Below are 24,896 nucleotides of genomic sequence, written 5' to 3' on the forward strand. Positions count from 1 at the left end.
AGCGTACCCATATGATGGAATAGATTCACATAATATAAAAATATTGTTAGGAAGCGTGTCGAAAAATATTTTTTTGACACTCCACCAACGGGTCAAACCGTTGATATATCAACATTTATAGAGGGAGGTGAGATAAAACGATGAGAGGCTTAAAAATAGGCTCTCTCTACAAGACTATTACTATTATTTTGTTCGCACTAATCTTTTTCTTAAATAATTCTATATCTGCTTATGCCGGACGTGTTTATGGGAATGGTTCTATACATAGTGGTTTTAATGCTAACAGACCAAATAACTACATTGATCCAACGATAAAACCACCTTTAGGACACAGCTGGAAGTATACTACTTCATCAGCGGCTCCTACAGAGAAGGGAATTACCCTTACTAATTATCGTATCTATTTTGGTGATGGAAATACGTTAAATGGATTTAGTGACCAAGTATATAGAACCAAGATAAATAGGACAGACCCTCTAGAATCTAGATTTAGGGTAGGGAACCCATTTCAGCTAACATATTCAGGTGGAGGTTCAGTTACTAGTTCTCTTGAGCAGTATAGTGATGGAACTGAATTGGCTTTTTACTTCGGTACCTCCGATGGTCGAGTGGGGAGGTTATATAATACTACTCTTGATCATTATAATGGAGAACAAAGGGTAACTCTGTCGCCTCAAATACCAGCCATGGGAGCCATCCGAGAAATAGTTCAAAACGGAAACATGCAAAGGGTATTAACGATGAGTGATTCGCAATTAGTGAATTATGATGCTGTTAATAAATCTGCTAAATGGTGGTACTACTTGACGGATAAGACACTTACACCAGGAAGATTTTCTGGTATCACTAACTTTACTCCTAACAATACGTATTCCAATGTAGAGGATTCTATTGTCGTAACGGATAATGGATTAGACGAAGGTTGGGGTCTTATCTTCAACGGTGTGAACAATGCAGCCCGTACAGGATGGCAGAAATGGAATTATGAGATTCGTTATAATGCTGGGATCCCAAAACATGTAGCGTATGATTCTGCTACCCAAAATATCTTTGCGATTGACCGAGAAGGTAGATTTTACGTTCACAACAAACAGGGTCAACTTCAGCATGGGACGTTCTTTTATGCCGGTGATCACACAACTAGAGGGTATGATTCAGTCGGTGGGGTTATGTTGACAGATAATTATGCTTTTGTAAGTACACTTGGTTCTACGCAAAGCTTAACGAACAGAGGTACAATCACAAGGTTTGATAAGCTCAATCCGTCAGCGAAAGCTACTTACGTACATGAATCTGCCATTACCACAACACCTTACCTTGTAAGTGGATTGCTTTACTTCGGGGATGAAAACGGGAAAATCTGGGCTATGAATCCAGACACCATGCAACTGGTAAATTGGTACTTGGATGAATCACTTTCTACTCCAAGAGCTTGGTATGATGTTGGAACTGCGGTTCACTATATCCTAGGAGCAGATAATCATATGATTGCTGCTACCGATACAACCATTGATGGATTTAAAGGAAGACCAGATTTTATAGTTAGTGCGACAGTAAACCCTAGCAATGCGGACTTAAATGGAAATCGCTATAACTTTACTACAAGCCCGTCAGAAGTTGCGTTTACCAATCACATCTATAATGCTGGGACATTCGATTATAATGTATACGATGACTTCCTAGGTAAAAACCATCAAAGGACTAATTTCTCCATCCGAAACACAGATAACAATACTTATGTATCTGTTAATAATGCAAATATATCGGCATCTAATGTTGCGCCTAGTCCATATCAGTCGAATTCATGGCCAACAGATCCGAGATTTTTCCAAGTGGGAGCCGGAATGACAGGTACACAGTCTTATCGTTTTACCCCACCAACTGAGGGTAAGTACGAAATTATTACAAGAGCAGATTCAGATGGAGAACAGCAAGAATTTAATGAAGGAAACAATAGTAGAACATCAATAATAGATGTAGTTGATATGAGAAAGCCAACAGCTCAATCAAATAAAACTATTTATAAACCAAATGAGACAGCTACTTTTACTCTCAATAAAACTCAACTTTATAGTTTTACTAAATATATATTCGAGATTTTTAACGAGAATTGGCAACCTGTCTATTACAAAGAGAGCTCTACGTTCGAAACAAATCAATCGTTCTCTACAAGTTATAGAGGGAAATATTATTATCGAGTTAGTATTGATAATAGGTACGGAGACCGAATATATGGTGACTATGGAACGTTTGATGTAGTAAATCAACCGCCTATTGCCAATTTTATTTGGAACCCATCTACCTTGTATAACGACACAAATGTAACATTTACAAATCAATCAACGGATCCTGACAATGACCCATTAACGTATGAGTGGTCCTATCAAGAACCAGGGACCACAACATGGACATCATTCTCAACAGCTCAACATCCTTCTAAAGTGTTAAATAAAAAAGGAACATGGGGTATTAAGCTTGTAGCAACAGATCCTTATGGAGAGAAATCGACAGCTATTAAATATCCTGAAGTAATTAATCGTAGTCCTTCTGTTACACTCACATATTCTCCTAGTTCACCTTACGAGGGAGATACGATTAATGTGTGTGCTAAACCGACTGACCCTGACAATGACCTGATATATTTAACTCTCTATTCTAAAAAGGGGAGCGGAGCTGAACAGGTTGTAATGACAAAAGGGAGTGTTACTCCAGGCACGGATAACTGTTATTCATTTGTTTCTCAATATGATCGTTATGATTTTCGTGTGGTTGCAACAGATGGTCAATATGATGCTACTGCTACTACTTGGGTGCAAGTTAAACCTTTAATTATCAAAGGATATGTAAAGCATACTTCTGATTGGGAAAAAGAACATGTTCAAAAAGGACATCTACCTTCTCAATTTTACTCTGGTGAAACCTTTGTCCTTGAAGCGGATGTTTCAGATTATCCAATCGAGTACGTGAATTCAACATTAAGCAATGCTTTATTAACTAATCAAACTACGTATTCAAAAACAGTACCTCTTTCTTATGCAAGAGCACTTGTTTATGGAGGACAGTTGTACGAGAAAAGCTTCCAAGAACCAAATACAGCTCTATCACAAGGGCCAAAGAATTTCATCTTTGAGGTAAAGTACACGAACGGGATCATAAAGCGTGACACTGTACAAGTCGAGATTATTGGAGACGTACTCTATGAAGGTTTTAAATTTCATAGAAGATATTAGTAAGGACCATAGATTAATCTATGGTCTTTTTACTTGATTACAGTTTCATATATGGTATAATTATTACATAGGTTGAAAGAACTGCATTTTCATAGTTATTGCTCCTTGAACCAAGCATGATTACCCAGTATAATAGATACATATTCTTTTTTCTTTTATTTTTTGCAACCTTATATACATAGGGTTAGCGGGTATTGTTTAGTAAACGGTTCTTTGGGGCCCAGGTTAATAGAGTTATATAGGTTTATTTCCTATACTCTTTTTACCTCTCCAATGAGCCGTTTTTTGTTTGTCTACATACATACTAAATTAAATTATCATTGGAGGAGATCATGATGAAAAAATTATTAAGTATTCTACTGTTAGGAACGTTAGTTTTGACTGCATGTGGGGCTGAGGAAGCAGCAGTAGAAAAGGAAAAAGAAAAAGAAAAGACTGCAGAGGAAAACAAGGAAGTAAAAAAGGAAAAAGAAGAAGAGTCAAAGGTTGAAGGCACAGAGAAAGAAGAATCTGCTACAGAAACTGAAGTGGTTGCTAAAGAAGAAGAGAAAGATGCGAGTACACAAACAGTTGCAACTAATAATCAAACAGCAACTCAAACTCAGTCTAAGCCTGCTACTAGTACAACTACGTCAAGTACAAATAAGACAAGCACAAGTAGTCCTTCAACAGCAACTCAGGCTAAGCCTAGTACAACAACAAGTCAGCCTGCGCCTAGTAAGCCAACGACTACTCAGCCAAGTCAACCGGCTCCTTCGCAACCAGCGCAACCTAGTCAACCGGCTCCAAGCCAACCTGCGCCTAGTCAACCTAGCCAGCCAGCTCCGAGCCAACCAGCTCCAACTCAGCCTTCACAACCAGCTAAAAGCTCAATGGAAATCGCTGTACAAAATGCGTTACCTGGTGGTTATTCAACAGGAAGTGACGGTTCATCAGTCATCATTCTAAAAGGTGGTTCTCAAATCGCTAGTACGCTTCCAGGAATCCTTACATTTAGTGCTTCGTTAGGTGGAGGAGATATGGATGCAGCGATGAGTGGAGCAACAGGTGTAGGAGGAAGCTTTTCCGACATGAAGGCCGTTGTAAATGCACTTTTAGCGGGCGAACCTGTTTCGCAAAGTGGAGGTACGTCAGGTATGAAAAGAAGTGGAGTTATCTATTTAACTTGGTAACTAGAACTTTGGAAGATAAAGACTATGGGATACATAGTCTTTTGACTCGAGTGTTTTACTTATCAAAAAGAGGTGATCATTTTTTGAAAGCAAGAAAAATAAAAAACTTAATAACGTGCACTCTTGCCTCTTTATTGCTAATTTCTACATTTTATGATTATATTTCACCTCCATCTGTGGAGGCGGCCGAATCACGAAAAGTAGCTGTTCCTTATGGAACGATTAATAAATATATGAGGTGGGAAGACCCTAAGATCGTTTCCTATCCAAACAGTGAATATGGAAACTACCCATCAACCTACCAATATAGTGATGGTGGCTTTACCGGAACACTTACTGCTAAGCGAATCATACTACGTCCAAAGCAAAAGGTTTATCATAAAGATGCCATTTATCGAACGGAATATCGAACTTTCACTCAAACTTACTCCAACGTATACGGTGGTAAAAATGATGATTATGTACCGTATTGGGTTGGAGTAAACGAGGATGGTTATAGTGGTAATATTCCTAGAGTTTCACTTTCGTGGACCGATAACTGGGTTCGTGGTAGAACCGCTTCTTTAACCCAATATTGGACTGATTCATACTTCAGAGAATTTTCGAGTGAAGTTCCTGAACCAGCAACTTACAATGGAACACACTATGACGCAACAACAGGGCAGAATGTATCCTATTCTCTCCCGAAGAGTGGGGGATTGTATTCTATTGAAGATAAAAAAATGTGGATTAGATACCGATCTTTAGGTAGGTCTGATTGGTATGATAAGAACGCTAACTATTATCTTGGGTTTATGTCTAATAACTCTACTAGTTATTATGCTGGTAACTGGACGGACGCAGAGCCTGGGGAAGCTCCTGACCGTTACTATGGTCTTCCAAGAAGCCTTTCACCAGCTGATGTTAAAATAGTCGATTGGGGTTGGGACGAACCTGGTGTGGTACATGCTGATTTTTATGCTAGTTTAAGTCCTACAAATGCGGCTAGATTAGTATATTCAAGTGGCTCATATTACTGGCGGTCAGAAAGTGGAAAGCTCAACAAATACAGACGAGGGGTTTGGATTGACTACGATTTGAATGTGCCTGTAAGTAAATATCGACAAGCGTATTCTGGAACCTTTGCACTTCCGGATTATGTACGAGATTATACAGGAACCGCAACATATCAAGGGACTTTATCAAAACAAGTCTTTGACCATTGGGATGAATATTACACATCTGATCAATGGGATGTTGAGGTAGAATATGAAGGAACGGTATATTCAACAAACCTAACAGCAAAATCAATAACGATTACGGATACTAATAACGCTTCAGTCACCCACTTAGTTAAGGGCAGACAATACAAAGCAACCATGGTGGTAGGGAATAATGGAGAATTAAATGTAGGTGCCTATAAGGTAGGTTTTTATGAACAGGGTACTCTTAAAAATCAACAAGATATATCTTCCCATAATTCTGGAACTGATAAGACCTTAACTTATACCTTTACTGCTGAAACAGCAGGTAATCGAACCTTTATGTTTAAGGCGGATAACAATAATGTAATTTCTGAAACCAATGAAACAGACTTGGATAATACCAAACAGAAAACAATTTTAGTTAATACATTGCCAACCGTTGATTTAACGTATACTCCAAACGATGTTTACGAAGGAGATACGGTACAAGTTTGTTCAAAACCGCAAGATGCAGACAATAACCCTTTGACTGTAAAGATTTTTATTAAAAAGGATAATGGGACTGAAACTACTGTCCTTACAAAAACGAATGTGGCTAGCGGTTCACAGCAATGTTATACCTTTATCTCAGAAGTAGGAAGGTATGATATAAGAACAACAGTTAATGATGGTTATGATGAAGTATCTACTTCAACTTGGTTTTACTCCAAACCACTTATTATCAATGGCTATGTTGATCATACAGACCTTTGGAAAATACAACATGCAAAAGAAGGAAATCTAGCTCACCAGTTTTATAGTGGAGAGAAGTTTTTACTAGATGCAGATACTTCACCTTATCCAACTGTTTATGTAAAGGCTACATTGAATGCTATTCGGACGGATAATAGTCTAGTAAGTAGTACCGTACCTTTAGCTTTTAAGACTAATATTCTATACAAAGGTGAGTTGTACGACGAGACTTTCCTACAATATCCTAAGAATTTAAAAGTAGGCCCAGCTACATTTGAATTTGAAGTGAAATATGCGAACGGTGTAATTAAAAAAGATACCGTAAATATTGAGATAATTGCAGATTCATATAAAACATTCTTATTACACAGACGATATTAAGTAGGTTACTTGCAGATCCAACGAAGGATCTGCTTTTTTATTGCCTATATAAAGACGAATTGTAATATACTGGAGTTATCCAAAGGTATAAAAATAATAACATTTATGGTACATTTGGATAGTAAAAACTCTTACATACACAGCAATTCTATAATATAATTACTTCAGTGAAATAAAGACTATTAGCAGAATTAATATATTATAAAACTTTTTTTATCCTAAAAAGTAGACATTAAAGGGAGATTAGTGGGCATAATTACCTAAAAGTCTACCAAAATTAGTTTAAATGGTATATTATGGTGATATAAATTAGAATTCTGAATTAAATTTTAAGGAAAAAATCTTAAGTTAGAATCTAGTAGTTTACCAAAGCCTTAACATGGCAAGGGAAGCGAAGAAATATAATCTTTATATGGACACTTGGATTATGTGGAGCGACTAGTGTAACCGGCCCTCTTAATTAAACAATTTATTTAAGAGGAGAAATGAATAATGAAGAAATTGCGAAACCAGGGTGTTTTCTTATTAGCGTATTCTGAATTTAATTTTGTCTAAATTCCGAATTTGTTTTTTAAATAAGAATATTTAACTTTTTTGAAAAAAATATAATTTGTACCCTAATTTATTGTGGAAATTTACAATAATACCTTTTGTAATTATGTACACTATAGTCAACACACACGGACAAAGGATGATATTTCATGCAAGAATCAATTATTAATGTACTTTATTATATAAAACGAGTAGTATTTCAAGGCGAAAATGAATCAATGACAGAATTAATTTATGTAACAAAAGAGAACAAAACTAATTCAGACGGTATTGTACATGTAACCCCAGAAATTATAGCTTCTTCTCTTAGAACGATTCCTTTAAGTGAAATTAACAATGAATCATTATCGTTTGAAGAAGGCGAAGGAAAAGTCTATATTTCAGAAGAGGAAGCATTAAAATTATCTAACTTAGCTACGATGGAAGTTGATCCAGAATTTCATAATAGAATAACAAAGTTATTTTAACCCTTGTACCTTTCTAGCAAAAAATGATAAAATTTGATTATAGTTTTTTTATGATTTTATTATTTTTTTGCAACCTATTTTAAGGTTAGCGGGTTCTCTATTTTAAACAACAGCGCCCTTTGGGGATGAGACGAAAACACACTTTTTGTTGTGTTTATTAAAGTCCATTCTCAAAGGGCGTTTTTTTGTGTCCTTAAATGGAGCGGCTTGAAGATCATAATTCATAAAACTATCTTAAAGAAACTTTAAGAAAGGGTGTTTTACATGGACTACATTTGTTGTAGTTGTAACAAATTTTGTAATGTTTCTTATTACAAGATTAAGGGCGCAGAGTATTGTTCTGAGGATTGTATTAGCAGGAAGTTAGGAGATGATGAACATGTTTAAAATTACATGTTTTGCTCCTATCGACCCTAGCGACTTAGAACAAAGACTAAAAGGAATCTATTTTAAAACTGTAAGAAAAGGCTTTGAATGGTCAATGGATGGCTCCACGTTTCGTATAGAACCGTTTGAGAATCAACCAAGAACCTCAATGAAAGCCTATCGTATCAGTTTTGATGGAGAGATACATGGAGGACAATATCTATTCGACCTAACAATCGGTTGCTTAGAACCTCTTGTAACATGTGTGGAGTGTATTCTGGATTACCCAACTATGAAAGACGTAGATTGGATGAAGGAATTAAGAAAAAGACCGTCGTATCAAATGATCGACCCTAGAGGACTATATATGAAGAAAGGGATAAGTGCCATTGTAACCAATGATTCTTTAACTCTTAAACTTCATAGTAGAAAAAACAATAATTTAAAATTAGTGGATGCATTGAAAGAGATTGATATTCTTCGAGAGGACTTGGTACCTAACGAAGACTGCAATCTCTTTTCTTGTTTACAGGAGGAAATCGCATGATGATGATCGAGTTTTATACGGGGATTGAAACACAATTTGTAGTGACTGAACACCGCATTTATCGAAATGGAGAGGTTATTGCTGAAGGGGATATTCAAGTTTACCACCTAATGTTAAATGAGCATGCTTTCTTTCACATTGAACAAGGTGAAAACAACCCACCTTTATTTCTTAAGTTAGATAAAGTAACAGCAGTCTTACCTAGTCAAGAAGTGTACAGAGGAACGAGACGTAATCGTACCGCTTTTAAAATGTCGTATTTGGTTCGTAAGCATGAAGAATGGATTCGTAATGAAGAAGTTATTTCTGCAGTTGATGGAACCCATGCACGACAAATTTTGAAAGCCCAACATGGCAATGATTTACGTGGAATTCGTTCTACTCATGTTCCTTCGATGTTGGTATCAACAACTCCAAATCAAAATCAAATGTAAGGTAAAGGTGATTACAAATGGCAGAGTCTAAAAAATATCGATTTCTAGATTATTTTAATCGTAATAAAAGCCGAGTGCTTCGTTTGCTAAAGCAAGAAGGGGAATATCAATCATTCTCTAGTGAGCATGGCTATTTATATCTATTAGAAGTTGGGAAGGTAGCTGGCAAAGCACTCAAATTACAAGTAGGTGTAAAGTCAGGAGAACTAATAATCTTAGATGTTGTAACAGCAGCATAATCAAGGAGGAAATTTCACATGAAGAAAAAACTTTTTAAGGCAACATTAACGAACACTACAGTTAAAGATTGTTTTGTTGGAGAAGATTGTATCGTAGATTTTCTTTATCAACATAGAGATTGTAGCAGTGTTCTACTAAAAGGTGAGATGAATGAATTTTATCTTAAAGCTGAGTATGGGAAAGTCACTGATTGTATGGATAAAGAGGTGGAAGAACGAATTTCTACTTCTTTGAATGACGTTAAATCAGCAGATAAAGAACAGAAATGGTCCCCATTGGAGGTATATAAAATAGACTTTGAAGTATTTACCCTGGAATCGGTTTATATCTATTCACCGAATAGAGAACAAGTTGAACAGGATTTTGCTCTTTGGTCTATCTTTGATCCTACGGACATTTCTCAAGTGGCATAATTTAAACATTTTACTTACTTCATAAGTAAACTCCCTTTCTAGTGGGGCTCTTACAATAAGACTCCCGTTATGCTAGATAGGGGGTCTATGAGGTGATAGAAATGGTTAAGAAAAAAGGACAAAAGGTAAATCAACCTTCGATTGCAGCATCTCTCATAGAGACATTTATCGAGGAAGGGTATTACCCCGAATTGAAACAATCAGAAGGAAAATTAAAAAAGCTTTCATCTTCCATACGAGAACAACTGAAATCGTCAGAAGTGAAGCGTCATGAATTTACGAAACATGGGTTAGTCGGTCGATTCATTGCCAAAAAGGTATATGAGACCGACTATCTTGCTTTAAATGAGTATTTATATGACGTAGGATTATTGCTTCAAGTAGCTGAAATTGATAATAAAGCTATCCAAAGTAATTTTCTTTACTTAGATATGATTCAGGAATTTAAATTGGAAGATACATTCTATGTGAAACCGAATTTCAACAAAGTGGGAAAGGAGTTAAATAAGCTCCCAGACTCTTTTGTGATTTCGGAAGATTGTGCGATAGATGAACTGGCCAGTCAAATAGCTACGTTAAAACCGCGCGTCAAAGAACTCAAGAATGATTACGAACGATTGAAATGGAAGCTCATTAATTTGCCAGAGTTTGTGCAAATGATGCATTTGCCAAAAGAGAAAAGAGAACCCATCCCACATAAGTATGGAAGCATCTCTTTAGTAGCCAACCAACCAAGATACAACATTCCTGTGATATATGAATATATCGGAGAGTGGTTGCTCATTGAGTATGGAAAACCCAACTCGGAGCTACTAGAACGTTTTATTTTGAATGGAACAATATCTAAAAAGGAAATAGACCAATTCAAAACCGTTAAGACGATTGATTTGGAATTTTCCGTTATGACTTTAGAGGATGAAGAGAAATTCCTGACTATGTTGGATAACAAAAATCGAACAGCAGCCGCTAATCGTATGGGTGCTTAATGGAGGACAAGTACTGATGAGACTAAAATATTATGTGGAAATGAAAGACCTAAGCAATGCAGAAGAATGGTCTAACAAGATAGATATATATGGGTATGAAAATGAAGTTACTGTCATGGCTATGGGTTTTATCAAAACTTATCCTATCACCGATTCAGTATCAATGGTCAATTGTATCAATGAGATCGTTGAAAAACTTGAAAAAGTGAATTGTGTTGTCATCAACCGAGAGGATAAGAGAGCAGCCTAACGCTCCACAAACTTATATATCTAGTAAACAATTCAAGGAGGTGTAAGTCCTTGCTAAATGGATGTTTAGCGGGGGCTTTGCCCTCCTTTTCATCTTTTAGTATGGACCTTATATGGCTATAGAGGAAAGAATGTTAAATCGTATTGAATCTGATGATAATTTCATGGAATGGATGTTAAATCCGGAGGAGAAATTAAAGCAATTCAATGACATTAAGGAACAAATGAAAGAGGAGTACTTAAAAGATTGTTTTGATTGGGTACTAACTTTTTCAGGTGGAAAGGATTCTTCATTAGTTGCAGCTCTTGTATGGCAAATGCTTGAAAGTCTACCTGTGGAATTGCGACATAAAAGGGTGCACATTGTGTCTTCTGATACGATGGTTGAAACAAATCAAATCACCAAACACTTACATGCTAATTTAGAATTGATGGCTCAGAATGGTAAAGAACTTGGAATTGAAGTTCATCTAGTAAATCCAAGAATGATTCAAAGATACTTTAGACATGTAATTGGTTTAGGGGTTATTCCTCCCGCTCCGGGTAAAGGTTTCTCCTGGTGCAGCGATCGTTTAAAAATCGGCCCCGTCAATGAGCTAATCAAAAAACTATTAAGAGAACAGCCAGTAATAATACCCGAACCTGAGCATGAGCACAGGTTAACTATATTACTCGGTGTGAGATTGGATGAGTCAATTCGTCGCGCCTCTAAAATTCGGGTTTATACTGGGGACGATGTATTTGGAAAACATGATTATGTACCAAATTCTAGAGTGTACCACCCGATTAAGTATATTTCTACAGATGACTTATGGAATTGGCTATCTTACAATGCGACAACACTCCCATGGGGAACTCCATTAGAAGAACTAAAAGCTCTTTACGGAGGAAATAACTCAAAAGAGTGTCCAGTTATTCGTAGTAAGAGTGAATTAAATCAATCATGTGGTTCTTCAAACAGCAGAAACGGTTGTTGGGTATGCCTTTATTCGGGGAGAAAAGATAAGATGCTGCAAGAATTAATTGATGGAGGAGATACCTCTGTTACCTATCTTGCAGAATGGAAAGCATTCCTTTATGACGTGACCTTTGATTGTAGATACAAGGATCCGATTAAAGGGATTAAAGATATCGAAAAGAAGACTAAAGATTCCTTAGATAATGGCTTTCTAGGTGATGAGAGTCTTTGGTATGCCAATGAATTTGAGCAATACACTGGAGAGTATCATACCTATGAAAGGGCATTTAAAGGGAATGAAAAAGGTGAGTATGATCCTGGGAAGTTTTCATTTGAAATGAGGAGAATCTTGCTCGAAAAGCTTTTCTACGCTCAGCAAATGGCGGGATATTCATTGATTTCAAATGAAGAGGTTGACCTCATTCTTCAGGAGTGGACCAACGAAGGTTTCCACGTTTCTTTAGAAGATATAAAGCCAATCAATCATCAATATGATGGAGCGGTTGTTCTAAAGCGAGATTGGTCTATTAATGAAAAAGAGACGACAAATCCTAACCCTATTTTCTATGTTCAACTGCCGATGAATATGTCCGCTACGGAACTAGCTGTCTATCATAAAGAGCGCCAGCGGTTAACAGGTAGAAGTATTTTCTGCTACTACGACCATACTGATCTTGCTCATATGAAAGCAGTCTATAACTCCGCTACGTTTATTGTATGCAAGGATAGTATCACTACTCAGGAACAAGCTAATGAGTACGTAAATGAGTGGTTTTACTTAGCTGGAACAAAAACGATGGGAACGGATGGACAACCCTTCACGAAAATGACAAAAGAAGCCTTTCATGCCACTTTAAATCATTTGATGTTAGATACTCTTCAAAACTCTTTAATATCGTTAGACAAGGAAATTAAGGGGTTAAAAGAGGATTCTACAGTCCTTGAAGAATTGGACCAGTCCGAACAGGAGAGATTATCGAAAAAGTGGTTACTTATTCAAAGGTGGATCAGGCCAAAACCACAGGAATTAAAAAGAGAAGAAAATTTATTTTCTTTTGAGGAAGGTTTAAATAAAAAAACTAAAAAACTAACAAATATAGCAACTGAACCTATACGAACAAACAATAATGGTCAGCTTGCATTTATAATTTAGGAGGAATTTCATTTATGGAAAAAATTAAAAATTTTATTTTTGGTGATACAGCAATCCTGAGAGTATTGGGTATTGTTTGGCTATCAGTAAGTTCAATAACTTTCTTAGCGGGTCTAATCATAAACAAAGAGTTTGACTGGGTATTCTTAGTTACATTCATTGTTGTCTGGTTCTTCATTCGTCTTTTTATTACTATTTCTAGCGAATTATTTATTAAGCTGGTTTATGGTACGGGACATGCGGAGTTACAGGTGTTTGATAATAATCGTGACCTATCTTTATTCAATGACTATGATAATATTTCTGATTTAGAGACCTTCCTAAAAGGCTTGAAAAAGCTAGAAATTTTATCGAATGGTTATTTAGTAGTTATTAATAAAATGGAACGATTTGTTTTTATGGTTGCTTTACTGTTGATGCTTATTCCAATGCCTTATATTGGTATTGCATTTGCTAATAAGGAGTACACTGATTTAATTAACTGGTTAGCTGTACTTGCACTAGGAATGGCAATTTATCAATCAACTGAGAGCCTAGGGAAGGAAAAATTAAGACAACGCATCACTCTCATTTCCGAAAAGATTGAAGCGGAAAAGAAGGTAGTGGAGGAACAAAAACAGCAAAGAATCGTTAACAATATAGAGTCTATGCTTCAAAAACTATCTAAAATATCAAATCATATGGATAGGATTGATAGGAAGTTAGATAGGTAAATAAATTGAGAGTTACTTTTAAGTAACTCTCAATTTATTACTATTCTTAATAGAGACTAAAAATGATAGTATAAAATAATGGTGGGTTAATTTTCCAATAACCCTGACCACTTAGGAGGAAATACAATGACAACGTCAAAAAAGGGAAGAAGCAAAACTAGTCAGAGTAGCATTGAACAAGAAAAACCCTTAAATTTATTTGGACTTATTTGTTGTTATGTTACAGCTGGATTATTAGTGGCAGCAATTCTTTATACGTTCACAGGAGTGATTGCTGATATAGCTTCCTGGGGACTTAATAAAGAAATAACCAAAGTGAAAGTACTAGCTTCCGTATCAATATTATATTTTGCTTTTGTTTTAATTAAGGGGTTAGGCGGCTTTTGGAGAAGTAGTGAAAGAAATGAAATAGGAAGCGGAATTACTAACTTTCCAAATCCTTTTTATGATCCTAGCTATAAAAAGGGACCGATCCTTCTACTTAAAGAATATCGTGATTTACAAAGACGTCTACGTTTAACAAGTACTCTCGTGAAAAAGAGCCAAAGTGCTTTAGATTCATTACAGAATACAACAAGAGGTCTTGAGGCAAAATTAAGAGTATTACTAAGACATAACGATAATGCCAATCGTCTATTAAAGTCTTATAACTTCCTTTATAAAGAAAATGATTCACAGTTCTCTTATAAGATGTTAAGACATGTTTTATCTGAGTGTATTACTGTACTTGAAAAAGACCAAAGTGATAAATCAATATCATTATTTCGAGTAAATGATGATGATAAACTAGAAATAATTGAGTCGGTACGAATTAATGCAGAGTCCATAGCTAAGCGAGTCTTTTCAAAAGGAGAAGGTTTTGCAGGTTATATTTGGAATACTGGTAAAGCCGAAATAGTAAATACTATTGACCAAGCGGATCATCGCTTTAATGATATGGGATTAGCTGCAACACCAATAGGTTCTATACTAGGTTTTCCTCTTATAGTTGACGACCTAATAGTAGGGGTATTATGCCTCCAATCTGAAAGTGCTAACGGGTTTAATAAAGAAGCTGATTTAAGAACAGTTGAATTCTATGCCCGTCTCTGTACGTTAATCCTATTATATGATAAACTTAATAAAAGTATTGATGTGAGAGGGTGAGTACTATGACTTTGCTTAAAGAATCAGTTAAGAAAACAGGTTATACGGATATTGATGAACTGTTAACCAATACTCATAACGTTCTCCAAGATGTGGATCAGCTACAAAAGGAGATTGAAGCTGCCTTAAAGTATAAGCCTAGTAACTCAAGGTCCCGAACTTCAAAGTGGAGAATTCGATTCAAAAGATAAACTAACGCAAAAGCCTTCTACATCTTGTAGTTGGCTTTTTTATTTTTTATTATTGGCATCATCATTAAGACCATTCATACTTTCCTCAACTAAATTCTTGCTTTGTTCTAATATCCCTCTGGTATAAGCTTTTATGGTCTCAAATTGCTCTATAATAGCTTGTTGCTCCGCTTCTAATTTTTTCTTTCTATTGGTTAGATCAACAGGCCTTGGAATAGTATTAATGTCTATAATTTTACCCACTACTAAAACCTCCGAACAGAATTATATGTACCTCAACATTATACTCTTCGTGGATGTTGTAAAGGGAGTAAGATAAAATACACTTTCAATATTTTTACTCTTAAGGAAGAAAACGTATGTTCGTTGTGGTATAATAGAGAAGACAATTGCATAGTTGCAGGGTGGGGCGATTGAGCCTTCCATTTGGGAGGTGATAAATCGTGGATTTGGATACAGCAATGTTCATGGTAGCATTGGTAACTCTAATCATACTTTTGATTGAAAAAATAAAAAAGTAAAACCCACCCTGTACCTTGGCCGGATCAGGTGGGCTCTACTTTAGATCTCACTAACATTCTGCCAATCGCACCCATTCTCCGATTATGCGTTGTTAAGGTAAGCGTAGTGTTACGAGCACTGCGCTTATTTTTAATATATGGATTATCTAACCCTATTATAGACTAATTTTACAAAAAAATAAAATAATTAAATGTAATCTAATACCAATTTATAAGAATTACTTATTATGTATACCAGGAGTAACTAAAATGAAAGAACGTTTATTATACTTAGATGCAATTCGCGGACTGGCTATTACAGGGATTCTATTTGTTAATATTATATCTTTTGGATGGCCAGAATTATACGATTCTAATCCTAGTTCTTTTTGGTCTAGCTCAACAGAGCAATGGATTCATGAATTTCTTCGAATCTTCATTCAATCTAATTTTTATCCTATATTTGCTATGCTTTTTGGAATAAGCTTAACCTTTGTTTTTAAGAGTGCAGAAAAGAGGGGATTCAACCCTTACTATATTTTTTCAAGAAGACTATTTTTCTTACTTGCGATCGGAGCAGCTCATGCTTTTCTAATATGGTATGGCGATATTTTATTAGTTTATGCGGTACTAGGCTTCATACTCCTTCCTTTCTACCGTTTAAAGCCAAAGAACATTCTTAAAGCAGCAGTTAGTTTATGGACAATCCCTAACTTGCTCTACGGTTTTCTTTTGATTTTATACGAGACAGAGCTACCGAAATATAACAACACAGATGTAATCCAATTAGTCATTAATAATTACCAAAGTAATTTTATTAATGGCTTCACTCAAAATCTTATAGATTGGAGCCAGCTCTATACAGTATCTAATATTCCTTTTATCTTTATTAGCATTTTCCCAATGTTTTTGTTTGGACTTTATTTTGCTAAGAGCCATTGGATAACGAAAATATCTTTAGAGCAATTCAATAGTCTCAGAAGATATGTATTAATCACTACTGGAATCATTGGATTTTCACTAAAATGTCTTCCAATAGTAAAACCAAATTCGCTAATTTCACATCACTTGTCAGAAGCGTTTGGAGGACCTATAATCGGCTTATTTTTTGTAGTATCCGTGTTGGTTCTGATGATAAAAACAAAATGCATGCTACCCTTTTTAAGCAATCTAGGAAGAATGTCTATGACAAACTATCTCTTACAATCAATTATCGGTTTTATACTTTTTAAGATTATTGGGTTGTATGGATTCGTTTCTCCAATAACTTTTATCCTTATACCATTAGGGATCATAGTAATAGAGGTCATTTTAAGTCATTTTTGGCTAAAGAAGTTCTCTTTTGGTCCTATAGAAGCCATTTGGAGGATGTTTACTTACCCCCAAGGTTAAAGAATATACAATAGTCAATAATAGTAAACGAACGTGTTTAGTATCCACACTAGATTTAACCTTTTTGTCTGAGTTTCTTCCCCTACATCTCTTTTCTCAGTTAGCACATAGGGTTAATATCAAATGAAAACTTACACGTTCTTGTTCTTTCTTAATAACGTTCAATTCTAATCAATCTTCCAAACTAACTTCCTATTCTTTTTATACATAAATACAAAAATAGTAATTTATTACCAATAATATCTAACTATTTTCCGTACTATCGTTCTATTTACGGAACATCTACTAAAAAGGTAATATTTTCTTGTACTTACATTATTAGGAGGTTTTGTATGAAGAAAAAACTATTACCTATTTCTCTATCTTGCTCCATTGCTCTAGCTTTATTCTCCCCAGGACTACAACTTGTCAAAGCAGAAGAAACATTACCCACTCCCACTGAAGAACAACCTACAACTATGCTATTTGAATCAGAAGGTTTAGCAATCTACCAAAAACTAGAGGCAGATGGATTCACCTACGAATACCATGAGAAAATTGTAACAGATGGTGATATTCAGGATGTCGAGATTACAAAGTATCGGTTAATTGGAGAAGATCAGAAAGTATTAGTTGATGAAAGTGAACAAACGATAGAAACTACTGAAGAAGGAATTTTATTAACTACAGATCAAACCGCAGAACCTATTTTAATAGAAATTCCCGAGGAAGAAGTAATTGTTGAGCCTGACCCAGATAACCCTGAATCTGGGAGTGTTGTAGAACCAGCTCCACCAATAAGCACAAGCTCTATTAAATCAGGTAAATATTCGGCGAGTGCTGTAAAATCCCAAACTGGTTCTGGTGGTTCATATGTAGCCGATACTCGATGGATTACATATTCTGATGGATCTGCTACCGCTATTATGAATGGCCAAAATCCATACTATAAATATACTCGTACTAGTAATGCGAACTTTTCAGTCTTTAAAGTAATGGCAAGTGATTTAAGAAAGAAAGAGTATGAGCTAACTGCAATTGGGGGAGCTATTACTATCGCGGATGCTTTGATAGATGCTATAAAAAGCGGAAAGATTCTTTCTTGGACATTATTAAAAACGGTTTCAAAGAAAGTATTAAAAAGTATTCCTGCTATAGGAACTCTTTATGCCCTTTATGATTACGCCACAACCTACTTGGATGCGAGAACATATTATCGTAGAATATAACATATAATGTAAAAAATTCTCATTAAGGATGGTAATATGTAATGGCATTTTTAAGTGTCTTACTTGCTTTTTTATATGCAGTAATTGCAGCTATACTCGTAAAGGTTATATCCAACTCTTTTTTAAAGCGAGGGAAACCATATGAGATTGGATTTTTTGTTTCTGCAATTGCACTAGGAGCGATTTCTTTAGGTATCTTACAACTGGATACTCCATTCGGCACTTTAAATTTCTTTTTAAAAGCTGGGATAACATTTAGCATTCTCCAATTGTTAATGTTACCTGTATTACTTGTATTGAAGAGAACAAAAAAACAAACCTATAATAAGTTTATAAAATGGTTTGAACAAACTTTATAATTTAGCACCAGAGGGCCACGTAAACACGTGGCTCTCTTTGTTACTCATATTAAATTTCCTCACCACCCCATCAACCATTAGTGCTAATATTTTACTATGGAGAGTGAGGTTGAAAGTCAATGAGAGCACTTAGTCAACGGGAAGTAGAAGATATTATGTCCAGCCTTTCAGAAGACCAAAGAAGCTATATTATCAAACATACGAAGCAAAGTAAAAAAAGTAAATGGATAGAGACATTAGCTAAGAAAAAAGGTATCGTTTTATCGGAGAATATGTCCCTGGAAGTAGTTGAAGATAAGTTGGATGAATGGATGCTAGTAGATGTATTAGATGGAGGATATGGTAACAGGCCCTATGAGTGTGAATGTGGAAAATCGCTACGTTTCCAGTACATTGTTTACCACAAAGGGGATGACAAAACCTATAAATTAGGAGAAACATGTTTCGAGCATTATACCGATCTTCAACCAGAGGTGCTTAAGGATATCTTAAAGGGGTTTCATCATGTGGATTTGGAAAGAGATGAAATTCTACTTAAGCTTAAGCAGAAGAGGTATCCTGATTTAACTAAATATCTTGTAATAGATAGTATTCCAGCGGAACTAAAAAAACAAATTCAGCTCCTAATTCCTCTTTCAAATAGTCAATTAGGAAATATACAGCATTTAATGAATGAACATGATTTACAAATTAAAAGAAATGAAGTCTATAAGGGCCTTACGTCCCAACAACTTCTTGTATTTAATTCACTAGACTCAAAAGAAAAAGTAGAAGTTTTAACAACAATAAGTAATCGTACCGGATACTTGGTAGATAAGGAGGACGCAGAGATGATTGGAGATCCTGGGATAATACAATTTGCCTCTGTTCATCTCCCACTACTAAAAAGGCATATAAAGATTTTCAAAAAATTTGTTGAGGAGTTAGAAAGAAAAGAATGGGAAGATGCAAAGGAAAGAGCAAGGGCAGTTGATTATGCGACGCTAATAGAAAATCATAAATATCATTTTAAGAAATTATTAGAACTTGAGAATGTAATGTCTCCTGGGCTTAGACAAGAATGTGAAGAGATGAAACAATCTATAAAATCCATCAAAAATGGAGGAACTATTGATTATGAAAGTTTCTCCGTCATTTTGAATAACCTTCTTACTGCACTTAAGATTTAATATCTAGAAAGGGAGTTACCCACAACATGAATGAAACAAAGGATAAGATTGGTTGTTTTGGATGGTTATTTATTATATCTTTAATCTTTATATTTTTAATCAGATTAAGTAATAGTGCTCATGAAGAACAACAACAAAAAGATGAAGCCACTCTTAAACTTGAACAACTTGCGTTAGAACGGAAACTAGGGGAAAAGGCAGAAGAAGATAAAAAGTTAGAAGATGAAACAAAAATGAAATTAACAAATGAACAAATCCATAATGTACCTGGGGAAACAGTTGATATTTATGGTGTTGAGTTTACAATTTCCGAACCATTTGAAACCAAAACTGAACCTAATCAATATGATAAGGAACATATTGATGAAAAAGTAGTAACTTTTGATGTTTCCATAGAAAATAATACAACTGAACCTATCACTATTGAATCATTTAGATTTACCCTATTTGAAAATGGTTATACCGTCCATGCAGGTGGGGTAAGAGAGTATATTGATTTTCCTACTCAAGAAATGGAAAGTTATTGGGGGAGAGACGATTATTTTCAAGGAGGCACAATTAATCCCGATCAGAAGGTTAGTGCCACTAGATCGTACTATATTTCTAAGAAACTAAGTTATTCTGAAAACCACAAAAAACAAGGGGGTGGTAGGTATACCTTAAAAATTGATTTGTCACCTCTACCATTCCTTCATTCTTTTGAGGAGAACATTATTATGTACGACTTTAATTTAAATATTGATACACATAATAACCGTCTTATATTTGAGTAATTAGATTTTATAAAACAATTGCTTACTAAACCATTTAATAGTAAAATTACAGTATATCTTTTTATTATTTTTTAATTTTTATGCAACCACTATTATTGGTTAGCGGGTTATGATATTAAACGTATGCGTCCTTTGGGATGAGATTTTAAGACACTTTATTTCTATGTGTCTATTAAAGTCCATTCTGAAGGGCGCTTTTTGCGTTTTAATATAAAATAATAAACTATTTTATTTCAGAAAGGGTGGTAGTAATGGCTGTAACAATGTCACAGTTATTAGGAATGCAAGAGGATGTAGTAGAGGATTGTAGAAAGAAAAGGAAAGCACTAGCTTCAAATGCGAAATACCGCATGTCAGTAGAGGTTCTTTTAAAAGATGGTACTCGTCGCTTTTATATTGCGAAGGAACTTGATCAAAAGAAAGCTTTACGCGAAGTATTAACATTTGTTGCTGCGATTGAAAGTGCTACAGGAGAAACAGTGATGTGGAGAAGAACAGGCGAAAAAACGTACCATATGAGTACCAATTATACGTCTCGTCCTTCTTTATTAGAGCGAGCAAAAACAGCTTTCTTAGGCTATTTCTTTGACTTAGAAAACTAATAAACTCACACACTAAAAAACTTTAACAAGGGCTACTGACTGAAATGAGTCAAATAAAACTGGAAAAGAGGAAAATGCAAATGAATAGATTAACGTTAACTGGTCGTTTAACTAAGGATGTAGAAATTCGTGGAGAAGAGAATAAAGTCGGTGTTTTTACCATTGCTGTGAATCGTAAATATACGAACCAACAAGGTGAACGCGATGTTGACTTTCCACAAATTAAAACATTCAATAAGTTAGCTGAGAATTGTGCTAAGTATTTAACTAAGGGTAGCTTAGTTTTAGTTGATGCAGAGATTAGAACTGGTTTTTATGAAAAGGATGGAAAGAGACAATATACTTTGGAGATTATCGCCAATGATGTTGAATTCCTTGATAATCGTAAAACTTCTTCTAATAGCAATTCTAATCCATCAAACGGTGATAATTCTTATGAAGAGCCACCATTTAATAATCAAGGTCCATTTACAGGAGCTCAAGAAGTTGATGATCCTGGTATTCCGGATTGGATGAGATAAAGGTTGGCTGAAATTCAAGAAACGTTCATTCTTTTACAGAGTGAACGTTTTTTATTTAATCAAATTTCAACCAAGAGAAACGTTAAAAAATTGCATATGCAAGAGGGAGCAAAGGACATTCGTTTCTTGCTCTTTTTTTGTTTAAGGAGGAATCAAAGATATGCTGCCGCATTGTTACAAGAATAAAGAAGCGGTTGAGCCTTTCTTACAAAAAGCAAAGGAATACCTTCCTTACCTCGCTTATATCACGATTTACTGTGCTTATAAGGATGAGGACCAGATGTTTAAGGTTGTTGCTCTGACACACCTAAAAAACTTCTTTAAAAAGGAAAAGATTTCAAAAGAGATATTTATGGAGCTTATAAGCATGTTAGACACCTTTCGGGATCCATACCAGGATTTTTATGAGAATGGTGGCTATCGCACGTGGGCCGATACAAAAACTAATATTCTAGGAGGATTATGTTAATGAGTCATGTAGGAAATAAGATCCGTGCTGGGTTCTTTGCAACCCCTATGAAACAAGGAGAATACTTAACTCAATTACTAGAAGTAGAGGGAAGCGGAGTTTGGCTGGACCCAACTTGCGGAGAAGGAGAAATCCTGAATCAGCTAGCAACCCCTTTCCAAACTGAGGATTGTAGAATCAGTACTTACGGAGTGGAATTAGATAAAGCCAGAGCCGAGAAAGCAGAAACCATTTTAACTCACCTTATCAATGCTCCTATTGAGAGCATGGTGATCGTGCGAAACGTTCTCCTATAACTCCTATGGAGGAAATGGAGGGACTATTTTGATAATAAAATAGTTACAACTTGTTTAACGAAGGAAGGAATGAAAGCCGTCATGTTGAGCTGAAACTTCCTCTCTAAGCTCCTACATGCGTGTCTACGGTGAAATAGATATGTATGAAGCTAGGTAAAGTCGGCTGAACCATATGAAATCGTATGAGATAGGTCGGGAGGCTACAAATTACTCATGGTGAGAATGTCTAAAGATAGACTGACGAACTTGCGAATGAACGAGTCTAGATGCTTAACTCCAACTCGGAGTGCTGCTAATACGCAGTGTGGGTGTCGGTTAGTACCCAGATGACTAGGAACCCCGATATTCCGAACTATGACGGATTCCATCCCACAGGCTCAGAGCAAGCACCTAAAAGTAAACATGTATAGCTAGTTAAACAGGAACGTTGTAAGCAACAGACTTCTATCCAAAACAGTCACCACTGGGAAGGTCGCTATAAGGATGTTAATCCGAAATGTGTTAACTGTTGTGAAAGTAGGGTCACAGTACCGTTGAAGCTATGGAAACATAGTGGAGGGATAGGCCCAAGTCTTAGCAATGTAAGTGTTAATAATCAAGCTGAATTGCATCTATCGAGTAGGAATGTGGGTAGAACATCGAAAGAAAGCAGGTGTTGCCACAATGCAAACTACTTTACGATATTGGGAGTACTATGAACAAACAGAAACCTTTTCTCAACTTTATGAGGATAGTAAACATGGTAAATCGTTCAAAGACCTTTATGAACTGATTATCAGCGAGAAAAATATCCTGCTTGCATACAGGAGAATTAAGTCGAATACTGGTTCAAAAACTCCGGGTATTGATGGATTCACAATAGATTCTTATAAGAATCTACCCAAAGATGAATTTATCAAAAAGGTTAGGAAAAGACTTTTCAACTACAAGCCCAAAGCTGTGAGAAGAGTATTCATTCCTAAACCCAATGGAGATTTAAGACCACTTGGCATACCGTCTATGATTGATAGACTAATACAGCAGATGATAAAGCAAATCTTAGAACCTATTGCTGAAGCTAAATTCTATAATCACTCTTATGGATTTAGATCGCTAAGAAGTACACATCATGCAAAATCAAGATGTGACTCACTAATAAACATGGGTAACTATCATTTTGTTGTAGATATTGATATCAAAGGTTTCTTTGATAATGTCAATCACAAGCGATTAATCCAGCAACTTTGGAATATGGGGATTAAGGATAAAAGGGTACTAGCCATTATAGGTAAAATGCTCAAAGCACCTATAGAGGGTGAAGGAATTCCAACGAAGGGTACACCCCAAGGCGGTATTCTCTCCCCCTTACTATCAAATATTGTTCTTCATGATCTAGATAAGTGGGTTTACTCACAGTGGGAAGGTTTCCCATCTAAATTTAATTACAAAAGACAAGGGGATAAAATATTTGCTCTCAAACAAACTAATCTTAAAGAAGGTTATATTGTTAGATATGCAGATGACTTCAAAATCTTTTGCAAGGATAGTAAAACCGCACTCAAATGGTTTCATGCAGTAAAACAATATCTAAAAGATAGATTAGGTCTGGATATATCCCCAGAAAAATCAAAAGTTGTTAACCTAAGAAAGAAATCAACGGAATTCTTAGGATTTACGATTAAAGCCGAGGTTAAAGGAACAAAAAGAGTAGCATTTAGCCATATTAGGGATAAGAAGAAGAAAGAGATTCATAGGAGAGCGAGAAACATTATTAAGCAAATCCGAAAATCTCCGACAACTAAAAATATCATGATATGGAACTCTTTTGTCCTTGGTGTTCATAATTACTTCAAGTATGCAACACATGTATATCTTGATTTCGCAGAAATATCTCATAAACTACATCGGTTGATGAAAAAGAGGCTTGGTAAGATAGGTAAGTTTGATAAACCACACAAACCCGGCCCGACTTATGAAAAGTTCTATGGTAAAAACAGTGTAAAAACTTGGACAATTCGTGATGTAAATCTATATCCGATCAAGGATATATCTACTTCAACGAATCTTAACTTCAGTCAAAACCTGACTCCATATACGGAAGAAGGAAGGGAACTTATCTTCACAAAGCTAAAACCAAACATCACAGCAGAACTCATAAAACTTATGAATGCAAACATTATAGGTCGTTCTGTTGAATACATGGATAATCGCATCTCTCGATACTCCATGAAAAATGGTTTATGTGAGATAACAAAAACTTTCCTAATAGCTGAAGAAGTACATTGTCATCACTATAAACCTATCAAGTTGGGTGGGGATGATTCTTTCAATAATCTAAGAATCATTTACAGGGATGTTCATAAGCTAGTACATGCTACTAATAAGGACACGATACTCAAATACCTTAATAAGCTGAAACTTAATGAAGAACAGCTTATTAAGGTTAATAAATATCGAAAGGTTTGTAAGCTAGAACCTATTAATATTACATTCTAAGATGGAACGCCGTATGAG

At 35.5% G+C, this 24,896-nt stretch carries 25 protein-coding genes and 1 riboswitch; of the genes, 24 read left to right on the top strand and 1 reads right to left on the bottom strand.

Annotated elements, in window-relative coordinates; all coding sequences use genetic code 11:
* Positions 1-140 precede the first annotated feature (140 nt).
* The 14 genes from ACFFHF_RS17015 (at position 141) to ACFFHF_RS17080 (ending at position 15,114) form a co-directional block, all read left to right on the top strand.
* Positions 141-3,230, top strand: a complete 3,090-nt coding sequence (locus tag ACFFHF_RS17015; RefSeq protein WP_377058661.1) for a hypothetical protein — start codon at positions 141-143, stop codon at positions 3,228-3,230.
* 332 nt (positions 3,231-3,562) lie between these two features.
* Positions 3,563-4,402: a RodZ family helix-turn-helix domain-containing protein gene (locus ACFFHF_RS17020; RefSeq protein ID WP_160548326.1), complete on the top strand. Its 840-nt coding sequence runs from the start codon at positions 3,563-3,565 to the stop codon at positions 4,400-4,402.
* A gap of 83 nt (positions 4,403-4,485) precedes the next feature.
* On the top strand, positions 4,486-6,699 hold the full coding sequence (locus ACFFHF_RS17025) for a CARDB domain-containing protein (protein ID WP_160548325.1): 2,214 nt from the start codon (positions 4,486-4,488) through the stop codon (positions 6,697-6,699).
* Between the two features lie 378 nt (positions 6,700-7,077).
* Positions 7,078-7,161, top strand: a riboswitch (cyclic di-GMP riboswitch).
* Positions 7,162-7,400: 239 nt separating this feature from the next.
* A complete protein-coding gene (locus ACFFHF_RS17030) occupies positions 7,401-7,718 on the top strand; it encodes a hypothetical protein (protein WP_160548324.1) in 318 nt (105 codons plus the stop codon).
* Positions 7,719-8,097: 379 nt separating this feature from the next.
* The gene (locus ACFFHF_RS17035; protein WP_160548323.1) at positions 8,098-8,631 is read left to right on the top strand and encodes a hypothetical protein; all 534 of its coding nucleotides are present in this window, start codon (positions 8,098-8,100) and stop codon (positions 8,629-8,631) included.
* Positions 8,628-9,065, top strand: a complete 438-nt coding sequence (locus ACFFHF_RS17040; protein WP_377058662.1) for a hypothetical protein — start codon at positions 8,628-8,630, stop codon at positions 9,063-9,065. Before ACFFHF_RS17035 ends, ACFFHF_RS17040 begins: the two co-directional genes overlap by 4 nt.
* Positions 9,066-9,082: 17 nt before the next feature.
* A complete protein-coding gene (locus ACFFHF_RS17045) occupies positions 9,083-9,304 on the top strand; it encodes a hypothetical protein (RefSeq protein ID WP_160548322.1) in 222 nt (73 codons plus the stop codon).
* Positions 9,305-9,322: 18 nt separating this feature from the next.
* The gene (locus ACFFHF_RS17050) at positions 9,323-9,718 is read left to right on the top strand and encodes a hypothetical protein (protein WP_160548321.1); all 396 of its coding nucleotides are present in this window, start codon (positions 9,323-9,325) and stop codon (positions 9,716-9,718) included.
* A gap of 92 nt (positions 9,719-9,810) precedes the next feature.
* Positions 9,811-10,704: a hypothetical protein gene (locus tag ACFFHF_RS17055; protein WP_160548320.1), complete on the top strand. Its 894-nt coding sequence runs from the start codon at positions 9,811-9,813 to the stop codon at positions 10,702-10,704.
* 16 nt (positions 10,705-10,720) lie between these two features.
* Complete coding sequence (locus tag ACFFHF_RS17060) at positions 10,721-10,954, top strand: hypothetical protein (protein WP_160548319.1); 234 nt, start codon at positions 10,721-10,723, stop codon at positions 10,952-10,954.
* 130 nt (positions 10,955-11,084) lie between these two features.
* Positions 11,085-13,064 (top strand): adenine nucleotide alpha hydrolase family protein, encoded by a 1,980-nt coding sequence (locus tag ACFFHF_RS17065; protein ID WP_377058663.1) that lies wholly within the window; start codon positions 11,085-11,087, stop codon positions 13,062-13,064.
* Between the two features lie 14 nt (positions 13,065-13,078).
* The gene (locus tag ACFFHF_RS17070; protein ID WP_160548318.1) at positions 13,079-13,777 is read left to right on the top strand and encodes a hypothetical protein; all 699 of its coding nucleotides are present in this window, start codon (positions 13,079-13,081) and stop codon (positions 13,775-13,777) included.
* A 126-nt stretch (positions 13,778-13,903) separates the two neighbouring features.
* Positions 13,904-14,923, top strand: coding sequence for a GAF domain-containing protein (locus ACFFHF_RS17075; RefSeq protein ID WP_160548317.1), 1,020 nt, complete (start codon positions 13,904-13,906; stop codon positions 14,921-14,923).
* Positions 14,924-14,928: 5 nt separating this feature from the next.
* A complete protein-coding gene (locus tag ACFFHF_RS17080; protein ID WP_160548316.1) occupies positions 14,929-15,114 on the top strand; it encodes a hypothetical protein in 186 nt (61 codons plus the stop codon).
* Between the two features lie 39 nt (positions 15,115-15,153).
* On the opposite strand, the gene ACFFHF_RS17085 is transcribed toward ACFFHF_RS17080, so the two are convergent.
* Complete coding sequence (locus ACFFHF_RS17085; RefSeq protein WP_160548315.1) at positions 15,154-15,357, bottom strand: hypothetical protein; 204 nt, start codon at positions 15,355-15,357, stop codon at positions 15,154-15,156.
* A gap of 527 nt (positions 15,358-15,884) precedes the next feature.
* On the opposite strand from ACFFHF_RS17085, the gene ACFFHF_RS17090 reads away from it, so the two are divergent.
* The 10 genes from ACFFHF_RS17090 (at position 15,885) to ltrA (ending at position 24,878) form a co-directional block, all read left to right on the top strand.
* Entirely contained in the window at positions 15,885-17,006 is a 1,122-nt protein-coding gene (locus tag ACFFHF_RS17090; RefSeq protein WP_377058664.1) for a DUF418 domain-containing protein, read from the top strand.
* 332 nt (positions 17,007-17,338) lie between these two features.
* Positions 17,339-18,214, top strand: a complete 876-nt coding sequence (locus ACFFHF_RS17095) for a hypothetical protein (protein ID WP_377058665.1) — start codon at positions 17,339-17,341, stop codon at positions 18,212-18,214.
* Positions 18,215-18,255: 41 nt separating this feature from the next.
* A complete protein-coding gene (locus ACFFHF_RS17100) occupies positions 18,256-18,573 on the top strand; it encodes a hypothetical protein (protein ID WP_377058666.1) in 318 nt (105 codons plus the stop codon).
* Positions 18,574-18,692: 119 nt separating this feature from the next.
* Positions 18,693-19,742 carry a hypothetical protein gene (locus ACFFHF_RS17105; protein WP_377058667.1) on the top strand — a complete coding sequence of 350 codons (1,050 nt, stop codon included), beginning with the start codon at positions 18,693-18,695 and terminating at the stop codon, positions 19,740-19,742.
* Positions 19,743-19,768: 26 nt separating this feature from the next.
* Positions 19,769-20,515: a DUF4352 domain-containing protein gene (locus ACFFHF_RS17110; protein ID WP_377058668.1), complete on the top strand. Its 747-nt coding sequence runs from the start codon at positions 19,769-19,771 to the stop codon at positions 20,513-20,515.
* 251 nt (positions 20,516-20,766) lie between these two features.
* Entirely contained in the window at positions 20,767-21,117 is a 351-nt protein-coding gene (locus ACFFHF_RS17115; RefSeq protein ID WP_377058669.1) for a DUF6018 family natural product bioysynthesis protein, read from the top strand.
* Between the two features lie 80 nt (positions 21,118-21,197).
* Positions 21,198-21,638 carry a single-stranded DNA-binding protein gene (locus tag ACFFHF_RS17120; RefSeq protein WP_377058670.1) on the top strand — a complete coding sequence of 147 codons (441 nt, stop codon included), beginning with the start codon at positions 21,198-21,200 and terminating at the stop codon, positions 21,636-21,638.
* 160 nt (positions 21,639-21,798) lie between these two features.
* The gene (locus ACFFHF_RS17125; protein ID WP_377058671.1) at positions 21,799-22,107 is read left to right on the top strand and encodes a hypothetical protein; all 309 of its coding nucleotides are present in this window, start codon (positions 21,799-21,801) and stop codon (positions 22,105-22,107) included.
* Positions 22,107-22,403 (top strand): DUF6094 domain-containing protein, encoded by a 297-nt coding sequence (locus ACFFHF_RS17130; RefSeq protein ID WP_377058672.1) that lies wholly within the window; start codon positions 22,107-22,109, stop codon positions 22,401-22,403. The genes ACFFHF_RS17125 and ACFFHF_RS17130 overlap by 1 nt, the downstream gene beginning before the upstream one ends.
* A gap of 663 nt (positions 22,404-23,066) precedes the next feature.
* A complete protein-coding gene (ltrA, locus tag ACFFHF_RS17135; RefSeq protein WP_377058673.1) occupies positions 23,067-24,878 on the top strand; it encodes a group II intron reverse transcriptase/maturase in 1,812 nt (603 codons plus the stop codon).
* Positions 24,879-24,896 lie beyond the last annotated feature (18 nt).

It is taken from the genome of Robertmurraya beringensis (assembly GCF_042433785.1).
Taxonomy (GTDB): Bacteria; Bacillota; Bacilli; order Bacillales; family Cytobacillaceae; genus Robertmurraya_A; species Robertmurraya_A beringensis.